This is a genomic window from Marinobacter sp. SBS5 (assembly GCF_048285575.1).
Taxonomy (GTDB): Bacteria; Pseudomonadota; Gammaproteobacteria; order Pseudomonadales; family Oleiphilaceae; genus Marinobacter.
The window spans coordinates 132926-154113 of sequence record NZ_JBLWAZ010000003.1 but is presented as its reverse complement, the minus strand read 5'-3'; the positions used below and the strand labels follow the sequence as shown (position 1 = coordinate 154113).

Annotated in this window: 18 protein-coding genes; 17 read left to right on the top strand and 1 reads right to left on the bottom strand. The window is 53.1% G+C overall.

What is annotated here, in order from left to right:
* Positions 1–12 precede the first annotated feature (12 nt).
* From ACNQ6O_RS07795 to ACNQ6O_RS07725, 15 genes are all read left to right on the top strand, one after another.
* Complete coding sequence (locus ACNQ6O_RS07795) at positions 13–1164, top strand: ribonuclease D (protein ID WP_418052675.1); 1152 nt, start codon at positions 13–15, stop codon at positions 1162–1164.
* A complete protein-coding gene (locus ACNQ6O_RS07790) occupies positions 1161–1454 on the top strand; it encodes a YcgL domain-containing protein (protein WP_418052674.1) in 294 nt (97 codons plus the stop codon). Before ACNQ6O_RS07795 ends, ACNQ6O_RS07790 begins: the two co-directional genes overlap by 4 nt.
* Positions 1451–1897 (top strand): YcgN family cysteine cluster protein, encoded by a 447-nt coding sequence (locus ACNQ6O_RS07785; RefSeq protein WP_418052673.1) that lies wholly within the window; start codon positions 1451–1453, stop codon positions 1895–1897. Before ACNQ6O_RS07790 ends, ACNQ6O_RS07785 begins: the two co-directional genes overlap by 4 nt.
* Positions 1897–2241: a hypothetical protein gene (locus tag ACNQ6O_RS07780; RefSeq protein ID WP_418052672.1), complete on the top strand. Its 345-nt coding sequence runs from the start codon at positions 1897–1899 to the stop codon at positions 2239–2241. The genes ACNQ6O_RS07785 and ACNQ6O_RS07780 overlap by 1 nt, the downstream gene beginning before the upstream one ends.
* Positions 2242–2330: 89 nt before the next feature.
* Positions 2331–4160 (top strand): vWA domain-containing protein, encoded by a 1830-nt coding sequence (locus tag ACNQ6O_RS07775; RefSeq protein WP_418052671.1) that lies wholly within the window; start codon positions 2331–2333, stop codon positions 4158–4160.
* A 30-nt stretch (positions 4161–4190) separates the two neighbouring features.
* Entirely contained in the window at positions 4191–5033 is an 843-nt protein-coding gene (locus ACNQ6O_RS07770; RefSeq protein WP_418052670.1) for an AAA family ATPase, read from the top strand.
* 22 nt (positions 5034–5055) lie between these two features.
* Positions 5056–6234 (top strand): vWA domain-containing protein, encoded by a 1179-nt coding sequence (locus ACNQ6O_RS07765; RefSeq protein WP_418052669.1) that lies wholly within the window; start codon positions 5056–5058, stop codon positions 6232–6234.
* Between the two features lie 359 nt (positions 6235–6593).
* Complete coding sequence (locus ACNQ6O_RS07760) at positions 6594–8306, top strand: hypothetical protein (protein ID WP_418052668.1); 1713 nt, start codon at positions 6594–6596, stop codon at positions 8304–8306.
* The gene (gene bamD / locus ACNQ6O_RS07755) at positions 8303–11134 is read left to right on the top strand and encodes an outer membrane protein assembly factor BamD (protein ID WP_418052667.1); all 2832 of its coding nucleotides are present in this window, start codon (positions 8303–8305) and stop codon (positions 11132–11134) included. Before ACNQ6O_RS07760 ends, bamD begins: the two co-directional genes overlap by 4 nt.
* Positions 11127–11621: a tetratricopeptide repeat protein gene (locus ACNQ6O_RS07750; RefSeq protein ID WP_418052666.1), complete on the top strand. Its 495-nt coding sequence runs from the start codon at positions 11127–11129 to the stop codon at positions 11619–11621. Before bamD ends, ACNQ6O_RS07750 begins: the two co-directional genes overlap by 8 nt.
* On the top strand, positions 11618–11968 hold the full coding sequence (locus ACNQ6O_RS07745; protein ID WP_418052665.1) for a hypothetical protein: 351 nt from the start codon (positions 11618–11620) through the stop codon (positions 11966–11968). Before ACNQ6O_RS07750 ends, ACNQ6O_RS07745 begins: the two co-directional genes overlap by 4 nt.
* 28 nt (positions 11969–11996) lie before the next feature.
* Positions 11997–12644, top strand: a complete 648-nt coding sequence (locus ACNQ6O_RS07740; RefSeq protein WP_418052664.1) for a MotA/TolQ/ExbB proton channel family protein — start codon at positions 11997–11999, stop codon at positions 12642–12644.
* 42 nt (positions 12645–12686) lie between these two features.
* Positions 12687–13217: an ExbD/TolR family protein gene (locus tag ACNQ6O_RS07735; protein ID WP_418052663.1), complete on the top strand. Its 531-nt coding sequence runs from the start codon at positions 12687–12689 to the stop codon at positions 13215–13217.
* Positions 13214–13702, top strand: a complete 489-nt coding sequence (locus ACNQ6O_RS07730; RefSeq protein ID WP_418052662.1) for an ExbD/TolR family protein — start codon at positions 13214–13216, stop codon at positions 13700–13702. The genes ACNQ6O_RS07735 and ACNQ6O_RS07730 overlap by 4 nt, the downstream gene beginning before the upstream one ends.
* On the top strand, positions 13695–14657 hold the full coding sequence (locus ACNQ6O_RS07725) for an AgmX/PglI C-terminal domain-containing protein (RefSeq protein ID WP_418052661.1): 963 nt from the start codon (positions 13695–13697) through the stop codon (positions 14655–14657). The genes ACNQ6O_RS07730 and ACNQ6O_RS07725 overlap by 8 nt, the downstream gene beginning before the upstream one ends.
* A 4-nt stretch (positions 14658–14661) precedes the next feature.
* On the opposite strand, the gene ACNQ6O_RS07720 is transcribed toward ACNQ6O_RS07725, so the two are convergent.
* On the bottom strand, positions 14662–15147 hold the full coding sequence (locus ACNQ6O_RS07720; protein ID WP_418052660.1) for a MaoC/PaaZ C-terminal domain-containing protein: 486 nt from the start codon (positions 15145–15147) through the stop codon (positions 14662–14664).
* 166 nt (positions 15148–15313) lie between these two features.
* On the opposite strand from ACNQ6O_RS07720, the gene ACNQ6O_RS07715 reads away from it, so the two are divergent.
* Entirely contained in the window at positions 15314–16990 is a 1677-nt protein-coding gene (locus tag ACNQ6O_RS07715; protein WP_418052659.1) for an AMP-binding protein, read from the top strand.
* Positions 16991–17129: 139 nt separating this feature from the next.
* Positions 17130–21062 carry an ATP-dependent RNA helicase HrpA gene (gene hrpA / locus ACNQ6O_RS07710; protein ID WP_418052658.1) on the top strand — a complete coding sequence of 1311 codons (3933 nt, stop codon included), beginning with the start codon at positions 17130–17132 and terminating at the stop codon, positions 21060–21062.
* Positions 21063–21188 lie beyond the last annotated feature (126 nt).

The following is a 21188-nucleotide window of genomic DNA, read 5'->3' as shown; positions in this document are numbered from 1 at the left end:
CCAGGTTATTTTATGACTTTAAGCCATACGGCCATACCGGTTCCCCCAGCGCCGGAAACAATTCGCTGGCTGGCAACACCGGAGCAGCTTGATCAGTGGCTGACCAGTCTTCCTGCCGGCTGTCCGGTCGCGCTAGATACCGAATTTGAACGCGTTTCCACGTTTCATCCCATACCCGGACTGGTTCAGTTGGGCGGTGCAGGTGATTTCTGGCTGGTTGAGCCTCACGTAGCGGACGCCTCAACGTATTTTCGACAGATGCTGACGGATAGCGAACGTCCGAAGTTGCTCTATGCCATGAGCGAGGATCTCGAACTGTTCCGGCACTGGCTTCAAATCGCCCCAGCGGGACTTCAAGATCTGCAAATTGGTGCAGCCCTGGCCGGAGCCGGTTTTTCGGTAGGCTATGCACGATTGGTGGAATCTCTGTTCGGCGAAACGCTGGATAAGTCGGTAACCCGTTCTGATTGGTTGTCACGACCGTTGTCGCCTGAGCAAGAACGTTATGCTGTGGATGACATCCGATATTTGGAGCCGCTAGCGAACTGGGTGGTCGCCAAGTTGAAAGAGCGTAATTTAGAGCACGCCTTGGCCGAAGAGTCGGGCCGGTTTGCGGACGAAGCCGCAGCGCCGGAGGATGTTGATCGGCATTATCTGAAGCTTCGGGGTGGCTGGACTTTGACGCTTGCCCAGCAAGCCGTGCTTCAACGCTTGGCCGCGTGGCGTGAGCAGGAATGCCATAAGGTGGATCGCCCCAGAAACCGCGTTTTGAGCGATGCTTTGTTGATTGCCATCGCGGAGCGCTGTCCAAGTTCGCTCGGAGAGCTGAACGATATACAGGGTCTTCCGGGTGGGATCGTTAAACGCTACGGCGAACATTTGTTGGAACTGGTTCGTGCAGGCAAAGAAGCCGACACTTCAGCCTTTGAAACCATTCAAAGACCGCTCACACGAGATCAGCAGGCGCTCTATAAGCAGGTTAAAAAGTGTTTTAGGAAAATCGCAGAAGAACATGATATTCCGATAGAAATACTTGCCCCAAGAAAGCGTATTGAAAAAGTGATTCAAGACCGGTCTTTGCAGGGGCAGGTTTTTTTTGAAGGCTGGCGCGCAACACTGTTAGAGCCCGTCGTCAGCGACATTGAGGAATTTGTAAAGCAATGACCAACCGTGAATTTGTATCGGTGTATCGCAGCACCAAAAAAACGGACACTTACATTTATGTTCGCCGAGGCCAGGACTGGCAAGAGCTTCCCGAAGCGCTTCGCTCGATTTTTGGTCAGCCTGCCCATGCCATGGATCTGCTGTTAACACCGGAAAAGCAGTTGGCCAGAACAACGGGGAAGGAAGTGCTGGGTGCTCTGGAAGAGAAGGGGTTCTTCCTGCAGATGCCCGAAGAGCAGGATACCTATATTGTCGATTTCAAACGCAAGGTAGAGCAGCATAAAAAATGAGCGCCCAGATTCCGTTCTGGCAGCGTAAGCGCCTTGATGAAATGACCCCGTCAGAGTGGGAATCTTTGTGCGATGGCTGTGGCCAATGCTGCCTCCAGAAGCTCGAAGACGAGGAGACCGGCGACGTTTACCATACTGACTTGGTGTGTCGATGCATGAACATCGAAAACGGCCAGTGCACGGTCTATTCTCAGAGGTCGGATGTGGTTCCGGAATGCACCGTGCTAACGCCTGACACCATCTCGAATTATGCTTGGCTACCCTATACCTGCGCGTATCGTACGCTGGCCGAAGGTCGGCCTCTAGCGGATTGGCATCCGTTACGTTCTGGCGATCCCGATTCCGTGCGCAAGGCGGGGCTATCCATTCAGGGCAGAGTAACCTCAGAAGGCGATGTGCCGGAAGAGGATTGGGAAGAACATATTATTCACTGGGTTCTCTAATGATTGATGCAGATGCTTCTTTGGCTTATGCCATTTTCTGGGGCGCTTACGCCGTCGCTTTCATCGTGCTGTTTTTCATGATGAAGGCACTGTTTCGTTTTTTACCTTTCTATGGTTTCCGCACACTCTTGCTTGCGGCCTTGACGGTGCTGGTGCTCACGCCGGTTGAATCTCCTGACCTTGCAGGGTGGTGGATCCCCGCTTGGCTCTATGCCGGTTATGAGCTGATTCTAGGTGATATCGATGCTGCGGGCGTTGCTTTGTTTAACTTTGGATTGGCGGCTGTAGTTATGTTGTTGGTCTGGATGCTCGATCTTGTCCGGTACCGATTAGTAAGTAAATAACCCATAGCAACTATCCGAATAATAATTGGTGGGCGACCGTGATAATCAACCGTATAACCTGGCTGTTTTTAGCAGTTTTTCTTGTTTCGATGCCATGGCAGGTATCCGCAGCTGAAACAGCCGCAGGTTCACCGCCTATCGATGTTCGAGTCGTCGTCGATATTTCCGGATCGATGAAAGAAACCGATCCGGACAACCTTCGTCGTCCTGCCGTCAGACTTTTAGCGGGCCTGCTTCCTGATGGTTCGGAAGCCGGTGTCTGGACCTTCGGTCAGTACGTCAACATGCTGGTACCACACGACGCTGTTAGTGAAGCTTGGCGCAATAAAGCCGTTGACCGCTCAGAGCAAATCAATTCCGTCGCGTTGCACACGAATCTGGGGCTGGCGATTGAGAAAGCCAGTAATGACTGGTTGTCCGGTGGCACGCTAGAACACACGCATCTGATTCTGCTGAGTGACGGTAAAGTAGATATTCCAGACGGCGAGGCGGCCAGTCGGGCTGAGGAAGTCCGTATTCTCGAATCCCTGTTGCCCGCTTTGAAGTCGAAGGGATTAACGGTACACACGGTGGGGCTATCGGAATTTGCGGACGTCTCGTTTCTCCGTACCTTGGCGGATGAAACCGGGGGCACCTTCAGATTGGCCCGTTCCGCAGAAGCCTTGAATCTCGCGTTTGCTGAGGCCTTGAACGCAGTAGCCCCCCAAGCGCAGCTTCCTATAGAGGGAAACCGCTTTTTGGTTGATAAGGGGGTGGAGGAATTTACTGCGCTGATCTTTACCGGCGGCCCGTCTTCGGAGCAGCGCAAACTTCAGTTGGCTCATCCGGGTGGAGCGCTGTTCACCGCTTCAGAAACACCGGATGGTGTTCGCTGGTTGGCTGAACCAGGATACGACTTGATTACAGTAACCGACCCTCAAGCGGGTGAGTGGAAAATTGACGGAGAGCTGGGTCAGGGGAGCCGTGTCACTGTGGTGAGTAATCTCGCTATGGCAGTCAGTCCGATCCCGTCACAGTTTAGTGCTGAAGAGTCGTTGGAGATTGAGGTTGCCTTTTACGAAGGCACCGACCCGCTCAAAGATCCGAACTTTCTGGAGGTGATGGAGGTGACTCTTTCCCTCGGCGCCGCTGAAGGACGAAAGGGCACCAAAGTGCTGTCCGCCGGACGGCCACCGGAAGATGGCGTCTACCGTGAAACCCTGAAACAATTGTCGAAAGCGGGTGTCTACCGAATTGAAGTGATCGCCGATGGTGGAACCTTTGCGCGTAAGTTCAGTGCTGAAACCATTTTTGTGGTCCCGGGTGAAGAAATGCCGGTGGCGGTGGTCTCGGAACCTTTGGTTCCTGATCTGAGTGAGGCAGTGGAAGCCCTGCCGCTCGACAGTGTCGAGACCTCCGATACGCCTGCTCCCAATAATGTCAGAAACTCCAAGCCAGAGCTGATTCAGGAGTCGGAATCGGCCCTAGATCCGGCTTCAAAGAATGATGCCGTGGTCGTCAGTGAACCGCTGCGAGAACCGGTTGAGAAGAAAGCGTCGGAGAGTTTAGATAAGCCCATTAACGAGCCCGAGAAAGGCACCTTATGGGGCATCCCGGTTTGGCTGTTGGGTGCAATTGCGGCACTTATCGTTATCATTGTTGGTTTCGTATTGTTTGGTTTGCGCCTAAAACGAGAACGCAAAGAGCCGGAGGAAACGCTGCCGGTTCTTGAAGAAACGGTTCCAGAACCAGAGCCTGAAGAGATTCCTGAGTTGGTGCCCGAGCCTGAGCTTGTATCGGAAGATGAGATCCCTGAAGTAACTGAAACCATCGAGTCTGAGCTTGCGTCATCCGAGGATGAGCTGGAAGAATTTGGTTTAGAAGATTTCGATCTGTCGGAATTCGACGATCTGCCCGAAGACAACGCTAAAAAAGATTAAGTTTTAAAGTAACTAACAGGAACTAGACACATGAAATTTACCGGTACCGAAAAATACGTAGCCACCGACGACCTGCAGATGGCGGTTAACGCAGCCATCGCGCTTCAGCGCCCGTTGCTGATCAAAGGCGAGCCCGGCACCGGCAAAACATTGTTGGCGGAAGAAATGGCTGCCTCTCTTGGAATGAAGCTCATTCCTTGGCACATCAAATCGACCACCAAGGCCCAGCAAGGCTTGTATGAGTACGATGCGGTATCTCGCCTTCGGGACTCTCAGCTGGGTGATGAGAAAGTTAAAGACATCCGCAATTACATCGTTAAGGGCAAGCTGTGGGAAGCCTTCGAGTCTGATGAGCAAGTGATCCTGCTGATTGATGAAATCGACAAGGCCGACATTGAGTTCCCGAACGACTTGCTGCTAGAGCTCGATCGCATGGAGTTCTTTGTTTACGAAACCCAGGAGTTCGTCAAAGCTAAGAAGCGCCCGATTATCGTTATCACCAGTAACAACGAAAAAGAGCTGCCAGATGCCTTCTTGCGCCGCTGCTTCTTCCACTACATCAGCTTCCCGGATCACGACACTATGAAAGACATCGTGGATGTTCATTTCCCGGGTTTGCAGCAGCAAGTTGTGCGGGATGCCTTGGAAGTGTTTTTTGATGTACGGAAGGTGCCGGGCCTGAAGAAAAAGCCGTCTACCTCTGAGCTCATTGACTGGTTAAAACTGCTGATGGCCGATGAGCTGTCTGTCAAAGCGCTGCAGGAAAAAGACAGCAGTTCTGCGCTGCCACCGCTATACGGTGCGCTGGTGAAGAACGAGCAAGACGTGCATTTGCTGCAGAGACTGGCGTTTATGGCGCGTCGCCGCAACTGATCGCTGGCAAGAGCATCGCTTTATGTTGATTGATTTTTTTCTCGAAATCCGCCGTGCCAAAGTCCCGGCCAGCCTGCGGGAATTTCTGGACCTGCTGGAAGCTATCCAGCAGCGCCTGGCGTTCGCCGATATGGAAGAGTTTTATTATCTCGCCCGTGTCTGTCTGGTCAAGGATGAGCGGCATTTCGACAAGTTTGACCGGGCTTTTAAAGCCTACTTTGACGGTATCGAAAACCTCGATGATTTGTTGGAGGCGTTGATTCCGGATGAGTGGCTGCGAGCCGAGTTCGAGAAACACCTGAGCGAAGAAGAAAAGGCCAAGATTGAGTCACTCGGTGGCCTCGAAGAACTGATAGAAACGTTCAAAAAACGCATGGAAGAGCAGAAAGAGCGCCATGCGGGTGGAAACAAGTGGGTTGGCACCGGCGGTACATCGCCTTTTGGTGCCAACGGCTACAACCCGGAAGGTTTTCGCATCGGTCAAAAAGATGGCCGTCACGGAAGGGCAGTGAAGGTCTGGGAGAAGCGGGATTACAAAGATCTAGATGACAGCATTACTTTGGGTCTTCGTAATATCAAGGTTGCCCTCCGCCGTTTGCGCAAGTTCGCTCGTCAGGGGGCTGCAGATCAGCTTGATCTTGATGACACCATTCGGTCAACGGCACGAAATGCCGGTTATCTGGATCTTAAAATGGTCCCGGAGCGGCATAACGCCGTGAAGGTGTTGATCTTCTTCGATGTGGGCGGTTCCATGGACCCGCATATCCGAGTGTGTGAGGAGTTGTTCTCAGCCGCTAGGCTTGAGTTCAAGCACATGGAATATTTTTACTTTCACAACTTCATTTACGAAAGCGTGTGGAAGAACAATATTCGGCGCATGAATGAAACCACCAGCACTTGGGATATTCTTCATAAATACACGCCAGATTACAAAGTGATCTTCGTGGGTGATGCCACCATGGCGCCCTATGAAGTGACACATCCGGGTGGGTCTATAGAGCACTGGAATGAAGAAGCCGGCGCAACCTGGATGCAGCGTGTGACCGAGCATTTCCACAAAGTGGTTTGGCTGAATCCGTTGCCTGAGAGTTACTGGGGTAACGGTGGGTCATTGGGCATTACCCGGCAATTGGTGAACGACCATATGTTCCCGTTGACCATCGAAGGCCTTGAGTCGGCTATGAAACAGCTGACCAAATAGCTTTTCGTTTGCCCAGAAAAAAGCCGATGCGTGTAATGGCATCGGCAAAGCTCGGCATATACAAGCGGGTGCAGCCTTATGGCACGCCCGCTAGTTTTCTATAAGCAGGCTTTAGGCCAACTGCTAATCCCATCTATTAAAATCAAAAACTTGCCGAAATTTCCTGCGCTCAGCAGCGCTCTTTGAATATTCCTCAACTGACCAACCTGTTAAAAAACTCGACACTTCTATAATCCTGTCGTCTCAAATGTTCATTTGGTGAAATGGATACCGTTCTTGGCTGTTAGCCGGTGTTACTCTTTATTTCGAATTGTTACACGGCTGCTTGCGTCATTGCGGCCAGACACCACAGGACAGCTATGTTCGGCGAACAAAAATCACAACAGTGCCGGATTGCTTCAGGGATGTTGGGGCATTGGATATCCGGATTGCTGGCTGTATTCATGGTGGCCAGTGCCCATGCTATATCTATCGATACTCAGGTTGAGCAGCTCAACGATAAGGTTGCTGTTCATACCGATGGCGTGCGAGCCATTGAGCAACAACTGCTCCCGTATACGGATACCCGTGTGGCGGTGGTTTTCACTGTAGCCACCCCAAAAACTCTGGTTGTCGATTCTCTGGAGCTTTATCTCGACGATCATCGTGTCACATCGCACCGTTACACCGAGAGTGAGCGAACCGCCTTGGAACAGGGGCGGGTGTTGCCGCTCTACCAGGGGAATCTCTCCAGCGGAACTCATCGCCTGAAAACCGTGGTCAATGCTCGCGCCGACAACAATCGATTTGTCCGCCGGGAGTTGGTCTACCGGTTCGTTAAGCAGCCCGTCATGAAGCATTTACATATGACTTTGCGGGCTCAAGCACCGGAATTTGAACCCGAAGCGCTCTTTTCTGAACGAGGTGATTCAACTGCCGTTAATGCCCCTATTTCGGACGGCGCGGATAACTATGATCAGCAGGACAACGCAAAGCGTCTTCATCGTGACCGGCGCGATCAAGAGATGTTCGAATTGGCCGAGCAGGAGCGGGTCAAGGGCAGAACGGACGCTGCCGGGCGCTATCTCGCCAAAATGAATGAGGGCTACTGGGCGGCATTGGGTTATCTCAATCTTGCCAATGACTTCGCCCGGGACGATTTGAACTTTACGAGAGCGCTTGTCTCACTGCGGGTCGCGATGGCAATGGCAGCCAAAGATGCCAACGAAGCGCGCCGGACAAACCTTCTCAATCAATTGCATCTTCGTGCCGGCTACCTCGCCCTTAAAAGCGACGAGCACGACAAGGCGATTAATTTCCTAGAGAAAGTCACGCTTGATAGCTACTACGCACCTCAAGCTCTGTACCTTCACGGTCTGGCGCTAGCAAACAAAGGCAATCACCGGGCAGCTATGCAAAGCTGGCATCGTGCCAAGAAGTTTCCATTGGCATTCCCAGGTGTGATAGATGCCTGGATTGGGATGGGGCGTGGCTACGATATGGCGGGGTACCCGGGGCAGGCTGGCGAGTCTTGGTTGGCTGCAAATGCGGCCTATCAGGGCGAACGAGTGACTCTGAATGAGCTGGCTCAAAGGATTAAAAAACACGGAGCGTATAAAGCATTAGTTGAAGACGCCCGAAACACGGGAACGGAGTGGTTCTTGGCCGATAGTCGAACGTTGACGCAGCCTCGGATGGCGTATCTGTTGCAGTTCCTCGAACAGGCTAATGCTCAGGAGGCCGTTCGGAGAGTGGCCGCTCTGGATGAGATGACAGCCCAGCTACGCCGTAATGATCACGATCTTTCGGTGTTTGTTATCGCGCTAACGGATTTGTTCGAAGGCGGAAACTCCACCCCGGCCATAAAGAATACTCTCTCTCACTCTCGAAATTTGAAAGACCAGATACGTCAGTTGCAAGCTCAAGTTGACCAGGCAAGAGCTCGCGCGGCGGATGCTTTGGATAGCTTGGCTTTAGAGTTTGTCGATCATCAATATCAGTTGATGGGTCAGGCCCTCGATAAAACCGAACAGCAAATTGCTCATTTATATGAATACCTCGCCCTTGAGACGCTAGGGGAGGACGCACAATGAAGTCGTGCTTGGTTTTTAGACGATTGCTACCCCTGTTGGTCGTGGCATCCATAGGGCATGGCGATTTGTCAGCACAGGAATCCTTCCGGGTCGAGCTGGGGAAAGACGGTGAAACCCTGCGCGAAATGCGGCCGGTATTCTTGAAGTTTGAACCCCGTCCCTTGCCAGCAATTTCTCCCGCTGAAGTAGCACGGCGGTATCAGAAGTTGTTTGAAGATTCAGACGAACCGGAGGTGCGAATCGATGCGTTAAACCGCCTGAATAACATACGCGATCGTTCAGGTCAGGATTTTGGCTTCTCAGAGGAGAAAGAAGCCGAAATATACGAAGACGTATTGGGTAGTTATGAAAACATTCTGTCGCGAGGTTCGTTCTCGGGGCGCTTGGATGAATTGCTGTATCAAATGGCGAAGGCTCACTCCCTCACAGGCCAACACGAAGAATCCATCCAGCGTTTGCGGCAACTGGTAGGGTTGTATCCAAAATCGGAGTTGGTGCCAGAAGCTCGATTCCGTATCGCGGAGGCCGAATTTTCGGCCGGCCGATACCTTGAGGCTGAAATCGGTTATCAGGCATTGCTCTCGGCGCGGCCCAGTGCAGAGCTTGCCACGAAAGCCCTTTACATGAAGGGGTGGAGCCAATTCAAACAGGGTGAGCAGGCGTGGGATCGCGCAGCCAAAACCTTTATGAATCTGTTGGACGAGCAGTTGCCGGATATAGACCAAATTCGACAGCCGCTCACTTCCAGCCTGGATATGGTAGAGGACAGCTTTCGGGTGCTGGGTTTGATGGCTTCCCGGCGGAACGATGATCAAACTCTGGAGCAGTGGCTGGCGGGCCGTTCCAGTTCGCCGTGGTTCTATCTGCTGTACGATCGGTTGGCAGATTTGCATGCTGTCGAAGGCCGTTATGCCCAAGCGGTAGCCGTGAATAACGGTTTTGTTCGGGCGTATCCGGAACATGAATCAAAGCCAGACTTCATCGTACAGAATGTCGAGTTCTGGACGATGGCCGGTCAGCCCGGCCGGGTCAGGGGAGCCAAAGCCGATTTCGTTGAGCAGTACCTTCCAGTCAACAGCTACCAGCAACTGCCTGTTCACCATCAGCGACGCTGGCAAGAGTATGGTCGTTCATTAGGAGATTTTTATTACGCCTCTGGCTCAAAGTATCAGTCTGAGGGTAAGGGTATTGAAGCTGGGGACTCATGGACCGAAGCGGCAGACTATTACGAAGTACTAGCCGCACGCTCGGTTGCGGCAGGTGAGTTGATGCATCTTGCCGGTGATGCCAGGTTACTTGCAGGGCAGCATACCAAGGCGTTGGATAATTTCAGGCAAGCGGCATACGGTCAGGAGTATAAGCGCGCAAGTGAAGCCGGTTGGGCCGCGATTACCTTGCTTAGAGATGCATTGCCAACACATAGCCAAAGTCCCCAAATTTCTGGCGATCAAGCCGCGTTAACAACCTTGAGCTCAGAAGAGCAGCGTTATTCGAAGGCCTTCGGGGTTGATGAGCGTTTGTCGGCCTTACGTGCCGATTTGGCGAACCGTTGGTATGCTCTGTCTGATTATCAGAAATCACTGATCTACGCGAAGAAAACACTGGGCTGGGAATCGGCTAGCATCGAAGAACGTTATGTCGCGTGGCTGGTGATTGCCCGAGTTCAGCAGCAGAAGAGCGAGTTCGGATTGGCTGAGCGAGCGTGGCGACAAGCGCTCACTCTTGCAGAAACTGAAAGCCAATTGGCCGTTCCTGCCCATGAGCGAAGTGACATTCGGGATCAGTTGTCCGTAGCGATTTACAAACAGGGTGAGCAAGCGGCATCGGCGGGTAACTCCACCTTGGCGGTGGCGCACTTCCAACGGGTGGAGAATGTAGTGCCCGGCTCAGAACTGGCGACCAAATCCCGGTTTGATGCGGCTAACACCTTACTGAAGGCTTCGGAATGGTTCGCCGCAATTAATGAACTAAACCGGTTCAGAGCCGATTACCCGGACCATCCGTTGACGGAGCAAGTCAGCGAGAAATTGGTGCTTTCCTATCAGCAATCCGACCAGCCGTTAAAAGCCGCCAACGAACTTCTATCCACCGCATCCGGTTTACCTGCCCCTTGGCCTCAACGTTTGCGGGCAGCGGCTATTTACCACGAATCTGATCAAATCGAACGCCGCAATGAGTTGTATCGAGAGTGGCTTTCCGTTGCGCCTCGTCCAACTACTGCAGGTGAGCATCTACAGCAACAAACGATGCGGCAGCGATTGATTGAGTCCGGCGCAAGTGACTCTGGAACCTTGCAGGCTTTGGTCGCCATCGAGTCTGAAAGTCAGTGGCATTCCAATGAAACGTTGGCGTGGGCCGCCGATGCCGCCTTAACACTCGGGGCGCGTGCCGCCGATGAGTTTGCCGCCATTGGGTTAGTCCACCCCTTGGAAGAAGCCTTAGTGAGCAAGCAGGGCGCGTTGGAGCGAGCACAGAATTACCTGCTAGAAGCCGAAGCATTTGGCGGTAAGGCTGTGGTGACAGAGGTGCTGTTCAGGCGAGCAGAGCTTTACCGTGTGCTGGCAGCCGACTTGATGGCGTCAGAGGTGCCGGCTGAGCTCAACGAGCTGGAAACCATGCAGTACCAGATGCTGCTTGAAGAAGAGGCTTACCCGCTCGAAGAAAAGGCCATGGAACTGCACACCCAGAATCATCAAAAGATCAGGGCGAATGGCTATGACGAATGGATTGGTCGCAGTCTGGAAGCGTTGGCCACCATGCATCCGGGTCGCTACAGCCGGAATCTACGCTGGATGACCTGGGCAGATAAGGAAAATGACGGTGTTTGACTGCATACGCAAAACAGGGCTTTGCCTACTGCTGTCGGCGGTTGCTGTCATCTCGGGATGTGCCGCTACCAGTAACGGATCCGGTTCGGAAAAGGCTCAACAAAACCCCGTGTATTCACCCGAGCAGGCGAGGGTGTTGGCTCGTGAGGGTAAACAGGCCTACGACCGGGGTGAGGTAGAAACCGCCATCCAGACTTGGCAAAGCGCGGTGGAGCTTAACCCTGCCGACGCGGTGACGGTCAATAACCTAGCGCTTGTTCTGAAAGACGAAAACAGATTTTCAGAGGCTGCGAACCTTTTGGAAAAAGGTGTAGGAGCCTCGCCTGAAACCGCCGAGCTGCATTACAACCTTGCGGTGATTTCGGAGCTCTATTTGCTTCAGCTAAAGAAAGCATTGGTCCACTACAAACGCTATCAGCAGCTATCGGGCACGGAAGACAAAACCGTTGCCGGCTGGATAGCTGACTTGGAACGGAGGCTTCAATGATGCGTTCCGTTGCTAGGGCAGGACTCTTGTTTGCTATTGGTTTATTCATTGGACTGCCCGCGAGCGCAAACTCAAAAAAAACTGTCGTGGATGCTAAGAATCCTGCTCTGCAAGTGACTGGAATATCAGCGAATTCGGCCGAGGATGACCCGCGAATCCTTTATATCTTGCCGTGGCAAGGCCCTAGTTTACCGCGAAGGCCGAGCGCCGAGCTGAGCCAGAAAATCCCTGAATTAACACAACCGGTTTCTGCGACTGCCGTTGAAAATCATCGGCTGTTCCGTGAAACCCTGAACCCACTGGTACTGGAGCCTACAAACGTGTCTCCCGTCCAGGCTAAACCGTGATTCAGCAGTAAAAACGGAGAAAAATATTATGCTCGACACCATTATCCGGTTCTTCCAGGAAGGCGGTCCTTTCATGTATCCGATTGCCGTTGTGCTGGCGATTGGATTGGCTATTACGCTGGAGAGATTTATATACCTGGGCTCGGTGCGCCGCCGAAACCGTATGGCCTTTGAACGGGGCATATTGCCGGCTCTGCAAAAAAGGGATTATTCCCGAGCGATGAAAGCCGCAAGCAGTTCGGACAGTGCAATTGCTTCTGTTCTCGGTGCAGGTATTGCCCGTTTGCTAAATAACAGTCGCCGTGAAGATATTGAGTACGCGATGGAAGAAGGTTTGATGGAAGTGCTTCCGAGGCTCGAAAAACGCACTCAGTATCTGGCGACACTGGCGAACGTGGCAACCTTGCTCGGCCTTCTTGGCACCATCATTGGTTTGATCGCAGCATTTACTGCGGTGGCCGCTGCAGATCCGGCACAAAAGGCGAGCTTGCTGTCTGAAAGTATTTCCGTCGCAATGAACACCACCGCATTCGGTCTGATTTCAGCCATTCCTTTGTTGCTGTTCCACGCACTACTGCAAACCCGCACTAATGAGATCGTTGATAGCTTTGAAATGGCAGGCGTCAAACTCCTGAACATTGTCTCAGAGCCTGAAGCTCGCAGCGTCACAGCGTGACACTGTAGACCCTCAAGCCAGATAAAACAGGAGTAGGGCGATATGAGACGTCGACACCGCCGGCTACCCACAGAAGCGGAACTGGACATCACGGCTTTTATGAATTTGATGATTGTGCTTGTGCCAGTCTTGCTGCTGGGCATGGTCTTCAGTCAAATTCGTATGATCGAGCTTAACTTTCCGGGGATGAAAGCCGGTGAAGCGCCTGTAGCGGAAGACTTGCGTTTGGTTGTCACTGTCATCCCCACTGGTTTGGAAATTGCCGACAGCGACAGGGGCCTTATTGAGGTGTTGCCTGCAAAGGGTGAGGCACAAGATTACGAGGGGCTGCGTTCTGTACTTCAGCAGATTAAACGCCACGTTCCGGATAAAACCGATGTGATTCTGGAAGTCGGGCCAGACGTTGATTATCAAACGCTGGTGTCGGTGATGGACACTGTGCGCTCCTACCCCGCGGTCGTGGCGACCAGCGTCGTTGAGGCCGAGTTATTCCCTGATATTTCACTGATGGATGCGGCCGAAAACCGTGTGTTGGCGCAAAGCCTTAAAGCGCCAGAAGGGGAGGGTGTATGAAAACTTCCCGAAGAGCTCGGATGCGGAAACGGCACTACAGCCGGATGCACAAAGCGGGCGGCCTGAACCTGGTGTCGTTAATGGATATCTTCACCATTCTGGTGTTCTTCCTGATGGTGAATTCCTCTGATGTGAAAGTGATGCAAAACAACGCTGATGTTCCTTTGCCGACGTCTACGGCGAAACAGGAGGCGGTCGATAAGCTAACGGTACAAGTCAGTGGCCAGTCCATACTCGTGCAGGGGCGCGAAGTTGCAACGCTCGAAGGCATCGACGCGACCGATACACGGATAGCAGGTTTGTCCGAGGAGTTGGCTTACCGTCGCAGCCGTTGGCAGGAAGTGCCTGAGCAGGGTTTGGAAATTACCATCATGGCAGCCCGAGATACCGATTACCGGTTGTTGCGCCGGATTATGCAAACCTGTGTTGATGAGCAGTTTCGTCAGGTTCGGCTCGCGGTTGAGGCGGAGGTGAGCAATGGTTGATCGCTTCGCAGGTCGCGGTGATACCCGCTTGCCGTGGAGTCGTGACCGCGCTGAAAGCTGGCGTTTCGTTGCTATTGTGGTCTTGGTGTTGGGCCTGTTTATAGTGCCGGCCGCGCTGATTCCCTATCTTGAAGTACCGGAAATTGATCGTGCTGAAGCTGAGCGGATACCTCCGCGACTTGCCAAGCTTGTTGCTCCACCACCTCCGGAACCGCCAAAGCAGCCCGAGCCGGTGCAAGAACCGCAGCCTGATCCCGAACCTGAGCCCGAGAAAGTGCAAGAGGTGGTTAAAGCGAAGCCGGCTCCTAAGCCTGAGCAACCGCAGCCGTCTCCGAAGGCCGATGAGCAGCCTGTTCAAACTACAGAACAGGCCCGTGAAACCGCGTCTCAATCTGGCTTGTTTGCGATGAAAAGCCAGCTACAGGCTTTGACCAAAACCGAGCCAAAACATAGCCGGAATCTGAGTGCCAACGTAACGGGCTCAGAAGCCATTGGGTTATTAGCGCATCCTTCGAATGCCGAAGTGCTGGCAGGCAGTGGCGGCGTAGAAGCGCGCGAAGGCCCAGCGCGCGAGGTCGCTGTAGCGGGGCATCAGGTTGCTGAGGTTGATGCGCCTGAGGAAGTGATTGTGGCGAAGGCCGAAAAGCCCGCTCGTAAACCCGCTAAACAACGAGCAATGAGCAATATTCGACAGGTCTTTGATGCTCAGAAGAGCGTTCTGTATTCGCTCTACAAACGAGAACTCAGGAAAGATCCCACTCTCGAGGGAAAGGTCACATTGGAACTGGTCATCGAGCCGAACGGATCCGTATCGGCCTGCAGGGTGGTGGCGTCCGAGTTGAGCAATCCGCCGTTGGAGCAGCGCATTGCGATGAGGGTACAAATGTTTGATTTCGGGGCGGCCCAGGTTACGGCCCGGAAGGTTCAGTTCCCTATCGATTTCCTTCCGGGCTAAGCCCTCAGCTTTCGATGGTAATTTTCGGCAAGCGGGGTTTTTGCAGAGACACCTTTTCGGTAGGTGCAATGACCTTCGCTTCGCCAACGACCACTTGGTCACCGTTCTGGTTGCGAACATCGCAAGCCAATGTAACCCGGTTTTTGGCGCCCTTCTCAGAGACGGTTAGTTTCACGGTCAGGGTGTCGTCCAGTTTGACGGGGCGCTTAAAGGACAGAGTCTGGTCCAGATAAATCGTGCCCGGACCGGGCATGACGGTTGCCAGAGCTGCTGAAATCAAAGAGCCACTCCACATACCGTGAGCGATACGTTCTTTGAACATGGTGTCAGAGGCAAACTCAGAATCAAGGTGCACTGGATTCACGTCCCCCGATACCGCAGCAAACAAAACCAATTCGTCTTCTGTGAGTGTGCGGGTGAAGGTCGCGGAATCACCTTCGTTCAATTCGTTGTAGGTGATATTTTCAAGAATGTCTAAGGTGTCGCTCATAGTGACCTCTGGTAATTAAGAGCTTGTTGGTGGTTCTTGGGGGGTAGATTTTTGAAAGCTACCTCATCGATTCCAAAACTGCTATTCTCTCTCCACTTTTAAGGATTGAGACTTTAGTCGGGTTGCTCTTTTGGCCCGATTGCCACCAATCAAACAGGAGATGGTGATGGATTTTGAGCAGTTCTATCAAGATAAATACCCTGCGGGCATCCCCCGTGAGGTAGATCTCAGCAAGTACAAAAACATGGTAGATGTTTTTGAACAGGCCGTTAAGAAATACGCAGAAAAGCCTGCGTTCAGCGCGGTCGGCGTCACTCTGACGTACAGAGATCTTGATACTCAGAGTCGCAATTTCGCGGCTTGGCTGCAAAACAAAACCGACCTGAAACCTGGTGACCGCATTGCCGTTCAGATGCCGAACATCACCCAATACCCGGTTGTTGTTTTCGGTGCTATGCGTGCAGGCCTGATTGTGGTGAATACCAACCCGCTGTACACCACACGGGAAATGGAACACCAGTTTAACGACTCCGGTGCGAAAGCGCTGGTGGTTCTTGCCAACATGGCGGAGAACGCCGAGAAAGTGCTGCCGCATACAGGTATTGAGCACGTTATCGTCACCGAAGTCGCTGACATGCACTCCCCGATCAAGCGCAAGCTAATGAACGCGGTGGTGAAGCACGTTAAAAAGATGGTGCCTCCGTTCAACATTCCGGGGGCCCATAAGCTGCCAGCGGTTCTTAGCGCGGGTGCGCGGGAGAAGTTTACCCCGGTTGAAATCAAGCTGGACGATTTGGCCGTACTGCAATACACCGGCGGTACCACCGGTGTGGCGAAAGGCGCCATGCTGACTCACGCTAACTTGGTTGCCAACCTGACTCAGGTTCGCCCCATGCTGGAAGACCAGGTCGCTGAAGGCAAGGAAGTGGTTATCGCGCCTCTGCCTCTGTACCACATCTACTCCTTCACGCTGAACTGCGGCATCATGCTGGAAGCCGGTGCTCATAACATCCTGATTCCAAACCCGCGTGATATTCCTGGTTTTGTGAAAGAGCTGCAAAAGCATAAGTTCACGGCTTTCATTGGTTTGAACACCTTGTTTGTGGCTTTGTGCAACAACGAAGACTTCCAGAAGCTGGACTTCTCGGGTGTGAAGCTGACGGCCTCTGGCGGTATGGCTCTGACCAGCGATGCAGCCAAAATGTGGGAACGTGTCACCGGTTGTGAAATCAGTGAAGGCTACGGCATGACCGAAACTTCTCCCGTGGTGACCTTTAACCCCCGCAGTGCCATCAAGCTGGGCACGATTGGTCTTCCGATTCCGTCTACCATCGTCAAGACCATTGATGATGAAGGAAACGAAACGGCCGTGGGTGAGCCAGGCGAGCTGTGCGTGAAAGGCCCACAGGTTATGCGTGGCTACTGGCAGCGTCCCGAAGATACCCGTCAGTCCTTTACTGAAGATGGTTTTATCCAGACTGGCGACATTGCGCTGATTCAGGAAGACGGCTATATCCGCATTGTTGACCGTAAGAAAGACATGATCATTGTGTCTGGCTTTAACGTGTTCCCGAATGAAATCGAAGACGTGGTAACGAGCCACCCGAAAGTGGTTGAGTGCGCGGCGGTCGGTGTTGAAGATGCCAAGAGTGGTGAAGCGGTCAAGGTATACGTTGTCGCTACCAAAGAAGGCGTTTCTGCGAACGAGCTGAAAGAATTCTGCCGTGAGCGTCTGACCGCGTACAAAGTACCCAAGCACTTTGAGTTCCGTGATGAATTGCCTAAGAGTAACGTGGGCAAAATTCTTCGCCGTGAACTGCGAGACGAAGAAGCTAACGCTTAAGTTGGCTCCTCTGCGAGGACTCTCCCCGCACTTAAAGACCCTGCCTCGGCAGGGTTTTTGTGTTTATACGGTGTGCCTTTCCGGCTAGACTGTGGCGCCTGATCACCCTGATTGAAACTTTGAGAGCCAATGGCGAGCAATGTCTGATTCAACCCCGAATAAAGCTTCCGCATCCAGTGTGACTGATCCCAAAGCGGAGGTGGCAGCACTCAAACGTCAACTCGCTGAATGTAACCAGCAGGAAGCAGCGCGCATTGTCCGGCGCTTGGGGCGCAGTAAAGGCCTGCCCGGGCAAAAAGACATCGCTGTGATGAATGATTGGTTGGCGCAGGGCAAAGAGAAGGTTCGACAGCGACAGGCGCTGCATAAGCCCGCAACTTTTCCAGACGGGTTGCCCGTGAGTACACGGGTTGATGACATCAGCAAAGCCATTGAAGAGCACCAGGTGGTTATTGTCGCCGGTGAAACCGGATCGGGTAAAACCACGCAGATTCCAAAGATTTGTCTAAATCTTGGCCGGGGTGTCCGCGGTTTAGTCGGGCATACCCAGCCCAGGCGAATTGCGGCGCGCAGTGTATCCAGTCGCATTGCCGAAGAATTGGGTGAGCAAGTAGGGCAGCGAGTGGGGTACCAAGTTCGGTTTACCGACAACACCTCAGAGCATTCGCAAATCAAAGTGATGACCGATGGTATCTTGCTGGCGGAAGTCCAGCATGATCGGTTTCTGGATCGCTATGACACACTGATTATCGACGAAGCCCACGAACGCAGCTTGAACATCGATTTCCTGTTGGGTTATCTCAAGCAACTACTGCCCAAACGCCCCGATCTGAAAGTAATAATCACCTCAGCAACCATTGAGGTGGAGCGTTTCAGTGAGTTCTTCGATAAAGCTCCGGTTATCGAGGTGAGTGGGCGAACCTACCCCGTAGATGTTCGGTACCGCCCTCTGGTCGGTGATGAAGACGATAAAGATCAAGGCTGGACCGATGGCATTCTCTCTGCCATCGAAGAAATCGAGCAACACGAGCGCTCGGAAAAGCAGCCACCGGGTGATGTGTTGGTGTTCCTACCGGGCGAGCGTGAAATTCGAGCGGTGAGTAAGGTGCTCAGGCATGCGGAGTTGCGCCATACTGAAGTGCTGCCGCTTTATTCCCGCTTGAGCAACCAAGAACAGAATCGGGTGTTCCAGTCTCATCGTGGGCGGCGCATTGTGCTGTCCACCAACGTGGCGGAAACTTCACTCACGGTGCCGGGCATTCGTTACGTTATCGATACCGGCGTGGCTCGGATCAGTCGCTACAGCGTGCGCTCGAAAATTCAGCGCTTACCCATAGAGCCCGTTTCCCAAGCCAGCGCTAACCAGCGAGCAGGACGTTGCGGCCGGGTTGCACCCGGTATTTGCTTCCGATTATACGATGAAGTCGACTTCATCAACCGGCCTGAATACACCGATCCGGAAATTCTCCGTACCAATTTGGCCTCGGTCATTCTGCAGATGGCCACCTCCGGCTTGGGCGAAATCCGTCAGTTCCCGTTTTTGGAGGCTCCGGATAGCCGCCAGGTCAATGATGGTTATAAGTTGCTGGAAGAACTCGGCGCAGTGGATGAAAAGCGGCGAGTGACCAAGCTCGGGCGCACCATGTCTCGGCTTCCGCTCGATCCGCGCCTGGCCAGAATGTTGGTCACCTCGGCGGATCATGGCAGTTTGGCGGAAGTTTTGATCGTGATTGCCGGGCTTAGCGTGCAGGACCCTCGCGAACGGCCACAGGAAAAGCAGCAGGCCGCCGATCAGGCCCATGCACCGTTTAATGATAAAGAATCGGATTTCGCGACACTGCTGAATATATGGAACTGGTATGAAGAGCAGCGTCAGGAGTTGTCTCAGAACCAACTTAAAAAGCTGTGCCAGAAGAGCTTCCTGAGTTGGATGCGCATGCGCGAATGGCGAGATATTCACCGGCAGCTCACGTTGATTTGCCGAGACCAGAAGCTCGCGATGAACCGGCAACCGGCTAACTACGATGCCATTCATAAACCCATCTTGGCGGGGTTGTTGGGCCAGATCGCCGTTAAAGTGGAAAAACGGGAATATCTGGCGACTCGCAATCGCAAAGTCATTATCTTCCCGGGTTCGAAAGTGGCTAAATCTGGACCTAAGTGGATTGTTGCCGCTGAAATCGTCGAAACCAGCAAAGTGTTCGCCCGCATGGTGGCGGGTATTCAACCTGAATGGGTGGAACCTTTAGCCGGACACATCGTCAAGCGCCATTATTTCGAGCCCCACTGGGAGCAAAAGCGCGCTCAGGTAATGGGCTATGAAAAGGTCACACTGTACGGTCTGGACGTAGTGCCCAAGCGCCGGATTCCCTACACCAAGGTGGACCCTGCCGAATGCCGAAATCTTTTCATCCGGCGGGCGTTGGTGGAAGGGGAGTTACGGTCGAAGGCTCCATTTATTGCCCGCAACCGCGCCATGCTGGATACCGTTGAAGATCTGGAAAAGAAGACACGGCGTCGTGATCTGCTGGTCGATGATGAAGTGTTGGTGGCGTTTTACGACGAGCGTTTGCCTGACAACATTGTTAGCGGTCGGCATTTCGAAAGCTGGTGGAAAAACCTGTCTGCTGAAGCTCTGCGCGACATGGAGCTGACGGAAGCGGACGTTTTGCAGCGCCCGGTTGACCAGTCTGCGGAGGCCCTGTATCCCGATTATCTGGAATGGGAGGGCGCCAAGTACCCTCTTAGCTATGAATTTGAGCCGACCAGTGAGCGAGATGGTGTAACGCTGAATGTGCCGTTGATGGCCCTGAAACAAATTCCGGCCCGTCGTTTGGAATGGCTGGTGCCGGGCTTGTTGCGGGAAAAATGCATTGCGCTGATTAAGGGCCTGCCTAAATCTGTCCGCCGTAACTTTGTACCGGTGCCGGATTTTGTGGATGCCGCGCTAGAGAATATGCAGCCCAGCAACGAACCGTTGACGGTCAAGCTGGCGGATCAGCTACGGCGAATGACCGGCGTGCAGATAGACCCTGAAGCCTGGCCAGAGGAAGAGCTGCCCCGGCATCTGCGAATGAATCTGAAGGTGACCGGTAACAAGGGCAAGGTCATGGCTGAAAGCCGCAGCGCGGATGATCTTCAGGCAAAGCTTGGTGAGCAGGCAGAGAAGGCACTGACGACGGCTGCATCAGATGACACGGATGATGCCAAGGTGGTTGAGCACGTGGATTGGCAGTTTGGAAAGTTGCCTGAACGGGTTCAGACCGAAAAAGGCGGTATGCAAGTGACCGTTTACCCGGCGTTGGAAGATCTGGGCAAGCAGGTTAGGGCAATTCGATGCCTTGATTTTCTGACGGCAGAAACCACCATGCGACGGGGTGTGGCACGGCTGATTATCAATCGATTTGGTAGTACCTTGACGGATCTTGAGCGCCGGTTGCCCAAGTTCAAGCAGTCAGCGCTGATGTTTGCACCGGTGGGGCAAGCCAAAGCGTTGTTGGATGATTTGCTGGTTGCCGCTGTGATGGAGCACTTTTTGTCGGGCGAAGTTCCTCGAAATCCCGAAAGCTTTGATAAGGTGTTTGATCAGCATCGGGGGGATTTTATTCCAGCGCTGGAGCTGGCGGACGAGCGTCTTCACACGGCCATGACCGGCTATCAAAAAGTAGCAAAACAGTTGAAGGGCAAGATCAATCTCGCCCTAGCGAATAGTATGGCTGACATTAAGTTTCAGCTTCAACATCTTGTCTATCCTGGGTTTCTTGTCGATACACCTTCTCCTTGGTTAGCCCGTTTCGGTGTCTATTTCGAAGCGGCGCTCATCCGCCTTGAAAAGATGCCAAGGGAGATGGGGAAGGAGCGTGAATTCCTCCATAGCATTGATGCGCTGTGGGCTCGCTATGCCAAGAAACAGGAACAACAGAAGCGCCAGAGTGTGTGTGATCCCGAACTGGAACTATATCGCTGGATGCTGGAGGAGTACCGAGTGTCGTTTTTTGCCCAGCAATTGGGCACCGCTATGACGGTGTCGGTCAAGCGTCTGGATAAGCAATGGACGCTAACCCGGGTTTAACCAAACTGATAGCAGGTTGTATGACACGCTACTGACCAATAGTCCAACGGGCAATTCTTCAGGACTGTGTTAGTATTTCTGGCAGAATCGTGACAAAAACTGTTTTATAACCATGACGTGGGGTTA

What these genes read in the sequence shown, in the direction of transcription:
- ACNQ6O_RS07795 (WP_418052675.1), top strand. Translation starts at nt 13, where the DNA reads ATGACTTTAAGCCATACGGCCATACCGGTTCCCCCAGCGCCGGAAACA.
- ACNQ6O_RS07790 (WP_418052674.1), top strand. Translation starts at nt 1,161, where the DNA reads ATGACCAACCGTGAATTTGTATCGGTGTATCGCAGCACCAAAAAAACG.
- ACNQ6O_RS07785 (WP_418052673.1), top strand. Translation starts at nt 1,451, where the DNA reads ATGAGCGCCCAGATTCCGTTCTGGCAGCGTAAGCGCCTTGATGAAATG.
- ACNQ6O_RS07780 (WP_418052672.1), top strand. Translation starts at nt 1,897, where the DNA reads ATGATTGATGCAGATGCTTCTTTGGCTTATGCCATTTTCTGGGGCGCT.
- ACNQ6O_RS07775 (WP_418052671.1), top strand. Translation starts at nt 2,331, where the DNA reads ATGCCATGGCAGGTATCCGCAGCTGAAACAGCCGCAGGTTCACCGCCT.
- ACNQ6O_RS07770 (WP_418052670.1), top strand. Translation starts at nt 4,191, where the DNA reads ATGAAATTTACCGGTACCGAAAAATACGTAGCCACCGACGACCTGCAG.
- ACNQ6O_RS07765 (WP_418052669.1), top strand. Translation starts at nt 5,056, where the DNA reads ATGTTGATTGATTTTTTTCTCGAAATCCGCCGTGCCAAAGTCCCGGCC.
- ACNQ6O_RS07760 (WP_418052668.1), top strand. Translation starts at nt 6,594, where the DNA reads ATGTTCGGCGAACAAAAATCACAACAGTGCCGGATTGCTTCAGGGATG.
- bamD (WP_418052667.1), top strand. Translation starts at nt 8,303, where the DNA reads ATGAAGTCGTGCTTGGTTTTTAGACGATTGCTACCCCTGTTGGTCGTG.
- ACNQ6O_RS07745 (WP_418052665.1), top strand. Translation starts at nt 11,618, where the DNA reads ATGATGCGTTCCGTTGCTAGGGCAGGACTCTTGTTTGCTATTGGTTTA.
- ACNQ6O_RS07740 (WP_418052664.1), top strand. Translation starts at nt 11,997, where the DNA reads ATGCTCGACACCATTATCCGGTTCTTCCAGGAAGGCGGTCCTTTCATG.
- ACNQ6O_RS07735 (WP_418052663.1), top strand. Translation starts at nt 12,687, where the DNA reads ATGAGACGTCGACACCGCCGGCTACCCACAGAAGCGGAACTGGACATC.
- ACNQ6O_RS07730 (WP_418052662.1), top strand. Translation starts at nt 13,214, where the DNA reads ATGAAAACTTCCCGAAGAGCTCGGATGCGGAAACGGCACTACAGCCGG.
- ACNQ6O_RS07725 (WP_418052661.1), top strand. Translation starts at nt 13,695, where the DNA reads ATGGTTGATCGCTTCGCAGGTCGCGGTGATACCCGCTTGCCGTGGAGT.
- ACNQ6O_RS07720 (WP_418052660.1), bottom strand. Translation starts at nt 15,147, where the DNA reads ATGAGCGACACCTTAGACATTCTTGAAAATATCACCTACAACGAATTG.
- ACNQ6O_RS07715 (WP_418052659.1), top strand. Translation starts at nt 15,314, where the DNA reads ATGGATTTTGAGCAGTTCTATCAAGATAAATACCCTGCGGGCATCCCC.
- hrpA (WP_418052658.1), top strand. Translation starts at nt 17,130, where the DNA reads ATGTCTGATTCAACCCCGAATAAAGCTTCCGCATCCAGTGTGACTGAT.